General features: G+C 43.2%; 6 protein-coding genes. 4 read left to right on the top strand and 2 right to left on the bottom strand.

Annotated features, from left to right (window positions below; translation table 11 throughout):
- Positions 1-382 precede the first annotated feature (382 nt).
- On the bottom strand, positions 383-1,213 hold the full coding sequence (locus tag B147_RS0105390; RefSeq protein ID WP_020586221.1) for an abortive infection family protein: 831 nt from the start codon (positions 1,211-1,213) through the stop codon (positions 383-385).
- A 41-nt stretch (positions 1,214-1,254) separates the two neighbouring features.
- Positions 1,255-3,537: a hypothetical protein gene (locus B147_RS0105385; protein WP_020586220.1), complete on the bottom strand. Its 2,283-nt coding sequence runs from the start codon at positions 3,535-3,537 to the stop codon at positions 1,255-1,257.
- Between the two features lie 624 nt (positions 3,538-4,161).
- Between B147_RS0105385 and B147_RS30070 the strand changes: the two genes are divergently transcribed.
- The 4 genes from B147_RS30070 to B147_RS32305 are packed head-to-tail and all read left to right on the top strand — an operon-like array spanning position 4,162 to position 5,792.
- Positions 4,162-5,016: a hypothetical protein gene (locus tag B147_RS30070; RefSeq protein WP_020586219.1), complete on the top strand. Its 855-nt coding sequence runs from the start codon at positions 4,162-4,164 to the stop codon at positions 5,014-5,016.
- 29 nt (positions 5,017-5,045) lie between these two features.
- On the top strand, positions 5,046-5,432 hold the full coding sequence (locus tag B147_RS0105375; protein WP_020586218.1) for a DUF2958 domain-containing protein: 387 nt from the start codon (positions 5,046-5,048) through the stop codon (positions 5,430-5,432).
- A complete protein-coding gene (locus B147_RS32310) occupies positions 5,411-5,644 on the top strand; it encodes a hypothetical protein (protein ID WP_083927819.1) in 234 nt (77 codons plus the stop codon). The genes B147_RS0105375 and B147_RS32310 overlap by 22 nt, the downstream gene beginning before the upstream one ends.
- Positions 5,613-5,792, top strand: coding sequence for a hypothetical protein (locus B147_RS32305; RefSeq protein WP_083927818.1), 180 nt, complete (start codon positions 5,613-5,615; stop codon positions 5,790-5,792). Before B147_RS32310 ends, B147_RS32305 begins: the two co-directional genes overlap by 32 nt.
- The last annotated feature ends 98 nt before the right edge of the window (positions 5,793-5,890 follow it).

The following is a 5,890-nucleotide window of genomic DNA, read 5'->3' as shown; positions in this document are numbered from 1 at the left end:
AACCGGTTTTTTCCTTGACTTATCCTGGAACGAAGTTACAAATTTTTGGGGGTAAGGGTAAAAATACAATGTATGAGACGACAATTACCGATCCTAAAATCCATTTAATGTGGTTTAACAGGCGTCAATTACAATGAAGGATTGAGTCAGTCTGCTAAATGTAAAGATCGTAACAAAAACGGAACAGAATTTATGCACTCAAAAAGCATTTATTGATATAAAAAAACCGGACAAGATAATTGACGCGAACCGGACAAAGTAATTGACATTTGATACCCGCCAAGTCATCAGGTTAGATTAGTAAGTGTAGCTTGACACTGCTGATGCTTTTTCAAGCCAGCCCTAAACCGTCTTTTTCATCCAACCTTCGGGCAGCAACAAGTTAGAACGGGATTGCGTCATCTGGTTCCCACCCGGCATACAGTTCCGGCTCTTCTTTTGGTTCTTGATCTATAGAATTAATGAACCTGATTGCATTTGAAACATTATTGAATATCAGAAGGCTTTCATCATAATTCAGAATCGGATTGTCATGTGCAAAGCTCTGGTTATTCCGGACATCGTTGAATGCTTCTAAAATTGAGATTGAGGTTTTTAGAATCCTTTCAGTCATTGCTGACGCGATCATATTCTTATTCTTCAGGTGTTTGATGTATCCACCAAACATGGCATGCAGTGGTATCTTTTTGTTGTGGGCAATTCCATGCCGGTCACACAGTCGTTTTGTGTATTTGACCACATAAGTATGCAACCTGTCTAATGCTACTTCTGGCTCATTTTTTTGTATACTTTCGTGTATTGACTTGGCAAGCAAGGAAAAGTCTTTATCATTTGTATCTGCCTGAATTGCATCAATATGTTCAACAGGGCTATCCTCTCTTAGTCTTACTGAAATTTTATGGCACTCATCATATAATGCCTGTTCAGAAGGTGTTATCTCTAATGCTCGTGTGAGTTTTTTAGCTTTCCAATATTCCAGCATATCAGAAAGCAATTTACCGACAGGATAATTTGGTTCTTTCTTCCAAAACGCCCGCATCCTATTGGCCTTTGATCCACTGGCATAATCGTATCTTGCGTCATAGATATCTATTTCCAGGCTATCCTTGATGAATTCCTGGAACGTTCTGTTTGAGAACTCAAGAACATACCCACCTTCCATATCGAGGAACTTTTCAAGCTTCATTTTTTCGATACCGGACAGATCAGACATATTTGCTTATTCTCCTTTGAAATTTTACAATTTACCTTCAATTATTTCTCGATCTTGCCACCGCCCTCACTCACCGCTTCCTGCAAGATAGATCTAATCTTTTTGACAAATTTACTGGTCTTCTTATCTGGAACTTCACCAGGGATTGGGGCAGCTTCATTGTAAATATCTTTTACATCATACGCCCTGATCCTTGCTGAGCCTGTGCCTTTATGACTATATGCATGATACCATTTTTCGATTTTATCAATGAAGAGCCTTCCTGAAAAGAAATCATGTAGCCTGGAATCAAGCTCCTGGCTGATATTATCAATCGCTGCCTGTTTCATTTCTTCAGGCGCGTGATCCGGGTCCCATAAGATTGGATTTTGAATAAACAGGTATAGATGTGTCTGGAAGCCATAAATCAAGTCGGCGACTGGCCGAAGACCGTTATATTCATTCGTATACATTTCACCTAAACGCCTGGTTAGGGCTTTGATCCGTGCCCAATGCTCTGGTCTGATTTTTGGATCATGTTTCAGGCTCAGTCTCGCTTCCCAAGGTTTATGGAATTCCATAGCTGCCTTTTGGATGTTCAAGACCAGGTTAGAATCATCGTATACAGGCGTAACCTCGCTTGGGATGGGCGGTTCTATAGTTTTGGCTATCGCTTTCAGCATTTTTTTAAACTCATTGTAATTGAAACTTTTGCCATGGGCTTTGAATTTTTTCTGAATTTTTGAGAAGAAAAAAATTCGATCAGGCTTACATTCTTTCAGTACTTTCTCAGCTCTTTGTCCAAGATTCTTTCCAACTGATGCAACTGAGTTATCAAATGAATCTAATACGTGATCTATACGCATTGAAACTTTGGGGATATTTGCACCTTTTACCTCATCGAAATGGGTGAAGCAAACAATCAGCTTTCGGTGGTGCCCACTTGACACCAAAGTTTGCAATACATTGGTCGGTGCGGTAAGCATTGGTTGTGCTGCATTATCAACCAAAACGATTGCATCTGAAATCTGAAATCGTTTTGTTATGTTGGTGGAGATGCTTGAAACTGAATCAGCAACATGACCGAGACCTTCACCATCCATCAAGACAAGTTTAGCATCATCTTCCTTGAACCAAGGCGGTTTGAAAGGAGCTGCGATCCTTACCCCTTCAACCAAAGGTGTGAGAAGGCGGCCAAAATTTGGAGCATAATTACTGGAAAAAAGATTTATTATTTTTATGAATTCTTTTCGGTCTTCAGTCTCATAAACCCAATGCGAAGGCCACCGGCTGTTGTCTTTGGTAAGAGATCCAAATTCCAGAGAATCAAATTTACTCTCAACATCATCAAAGATTTCATCAACCAATTTATGGAAGTTTTCCTGTTTATTTAGTTCATCCCTAATAAGCGCCTGGAGGGTTTCAATTTCGTCTTTTGTCGCTTTTTCAAGGTCTATCTCAAATTCATCAGCCATTGCCTTATAGGATTTCCCAGCAATCTTTGTACTCATTGACAGGTATCTTCTCAAGGTCACAAGGAGGGTTTCTTTTTCATCCTGAGACAGGTCGGAGGTTTCATCATCAAAATCTTCCAAATCTTCTTCATAATCATCATCCTCGATCAATTCATCGGTGAAATCATCTTCATCTGATATTGCTAATGATTTAGTGCTGCCCAGGAGATAACTCAATCGGAAGCGTTGCTCGTTATGGACTAAAAATTTATTCTCAACCTCATTTTTATCACCGGTCTCAAGATGCGCCATGATAGCGGCCATTACACATTCTTCTATGTGCTGACGAACATAATTTTTATCAAAAAAGGATACCACTGCTTTGTAGGCAGGTTCTGAGGTAGTAATCAGCTCAATGTTGCTGATTGTGGTTTTTGCAGATGATGTGGATGGGAACCTTTCCTTTTCCGGATCTGTTCCAATTAGTTGCCGGACTACTGTGGTCTTTCCAGCTCCGGTAGTCCCTACCATTAGTGTTCTCACATATCCATCATCTTTAGATGGTAGAGGTATTTCTTTCTCACGGATTTCCCAGGGATCTCTATGTTCAGGAATAATTTTATCATAAAAAGCAGAAACAACCTTTTCATGGTAGTGTTGTTCCGCGCGTGCTCTTTCGGACGGACTCCACATTTTTTTATCACTTAGGATTTCATTCAACTGATCGACCAGTTTTTGAGCTTCTTCCTGGTTACTCGTGCCAAGGCCTCTTCTAACTCTCAAGCCTGGTTTTCCATCTTTCGTTGATCTTATTGGATGCTTGAAGATCACACACCACCCCCCCCTACCTGTGCTTTTTGATAATGACGCTTTAAACGTTTTACCAGGCATGATCTTATCTATCCTTTGAATAAATTGTTGTTCTTCGTTGTTCACGATACAACAATAAGGATTTCATTTTTCATTGTCAAATATTATTGTTGAACAACAAGGAACAACAAAAGATTTACCGAGTCGATCAGATAGGCTGTATTATGAACACCGGCATTCTGAATTCTATATCAGGCTCAGAATATCTCTTCAATCAGGGATTTCCTTAAAATGCCAGATTTATCATGGTCGGTCCTTCCTTTGACCACCCTGCCATATTTTTGAGGCCCCTTTCCGGCTAATGGAAATCAAAGAATAAGTCAAATGTCTTCCATAATGGTCATTTTGTCATTCCCAACCCGGTGAGTGTGTATACCTCCCTAACAGTCTTTTGACATATTTTCGTTCTTGATTTGAAATATTATAGGGGTGCCTTTATCCATAGGCATTTCAGCCTTCACTTAATTTGAACAACAGCCAACACCACCCCACCAAGCACCTCACCTAAACACCAAAATCCACAGCATACCATCCACCCTCCCCCTGTCCCTGCATTGAGCGGGGAAAAGCACCAACACCAAACCAACAACGAGGACCAGTCCATTCAGGGCTGGTTTTTTTCATTTTAATGAAAGGAGAACGCCCATGAATCACATCGGAGAAATCAGCACAATCAAACAATTTACCAAACCGCCAGAAACCAAACAGCCGGATACCGGGAGCATTTCAGCCTTCCCCACATCCCCCCTGGACATGCCCCCAAACACCTTTGAAAACGCCTTGAAAAACAGGCAGGAGAACCAGCGCAAACTGATCCAGTGGATAAAACAGAACCTGGAGCCTGATGTTCACTATGGCCGGGTACACGTTGCGCAAAATTGTCCACTCGCAAAGGCTGGAGCAGATTATCTGTGCCAGGATTTCAGTCATTTCTCGGGACTGACCCTTTGGAAAGCAGGGGCAGAAAAGATTATCGCAGCTATGGGTTTGACAGCTCATTTCCCGAACGTTGGCCTGTATGAAGAGGCATGCCTGCGTGGCCTGGAGATCAAACAAGTTCTGCTCAAATGCGAACTCAAAACGCACGGCGGCAGGATCGTTGCCGAAGGTGCCGGGGCCAGGCATCTACGCGAAGATAACTGGCGGCTCAATACCAGTGTAAAGATGGCCCAAAAATCCGTCATGATTGATGCCACCATACGTGTTGCAGGGCTGACAGGCGTATTCATCAAAACTCATCGTCATACCTTAAAAAACAAGCTCCCCAGGAAGTCAGATTGTAACGATTACAATTTCCCACCAGGGGTAGATCGTCACAGCGTCCACACCGATGAAAAAGCGATCACGCAGCGCCAAAAAGATTTCATTTTGAGGTCGGCGGGCGTCAAAGGATACACCGCAGACGGCCTGAACCGCCTTATCCATGAACGATTCAACAAACACCTGGATGTCCTCAACCGAGTAGAGGCGTCCAGGTTCATTGAATACATCAACGGCTGACATCCAGCCATTAAACAAGGAGAAACATCATGAAAAACACACCGACAGACGCACAACTGGCAACCATTCCCGGTCTTTACCAGACAGAACACGTTCCAACCTCGGATAAAATCATCCACGCCCATTTTTACATTGGTGACAGTCATTGGCTGATAGCTGAAAGCGACCATGTAGATACCATGTTCGGGTTTTGTATCCTGAACGGGGATTTGGAAATGGCGGAATGGGGATACGTTAGCTTCCAGGAGTTGAAAGACATTAACGTTCTCGGACTGTATCAGGTACAGTTCGATGTTTACAGGACACCAAAGCCTGCCGGTCAGGTTGACTTGATTCGGCTTGGTGGCGGGATTATCGCTGATCCAAGAGATGAAGAAAGCGGAGGGCATTGGAAATGGCATACACTCCAGAATTAAGCGCCAAACACAGTGCAACCTTGCGACGTATTGCGTGGGCATTGAAGATGCCTATGACCAAGGCGCTGGCAGATATTCTTGATTATCTTGGCACCACTCTGGACCCTGCCAAGGTCTGTGAAGCTTGCCGGGACAAATCCCGGTGTGGCACTTGTCCGTTTAACAGAAAAGGAGCCCACCATGCGCAGAATCCAAAATTACAGCATCAGTAAAGAAAGCACCGAGGACATGATTCGGGCCAAACGCTTTAACCCCAGCCTTGAAATCACTTTTCGGGACCGTTCCGGCCAGCACAAGCACAAACTGTCAGCCGGATATGGTGATGACTGTGTGCCACGAAGGCAGACACTGTTGCAATAAACAGTGCAGCCATGCTGCACAAAAGATGAGGGAAGGCCCCTCGAAGCCGCCATACAGGTGGAGGCTTCAAACCACCGTAAGCTGCGCCGGTTAAGAGC

The sequence above is a fragment of the Desulfobacter curvatus DSM 3379 genome (genome assembly GCF_000373985.1).
GTDB classification, from domain to species: Bacteria; Desulfobacterota; Desulfobacteria; order Desulfobacterales; family Desulfobacteraceae; genus Desulfobacter; species Desulfobacter curvatus.
This window is presented reverse-complemented; position numbering and strand designations above follow the sequence as displayed.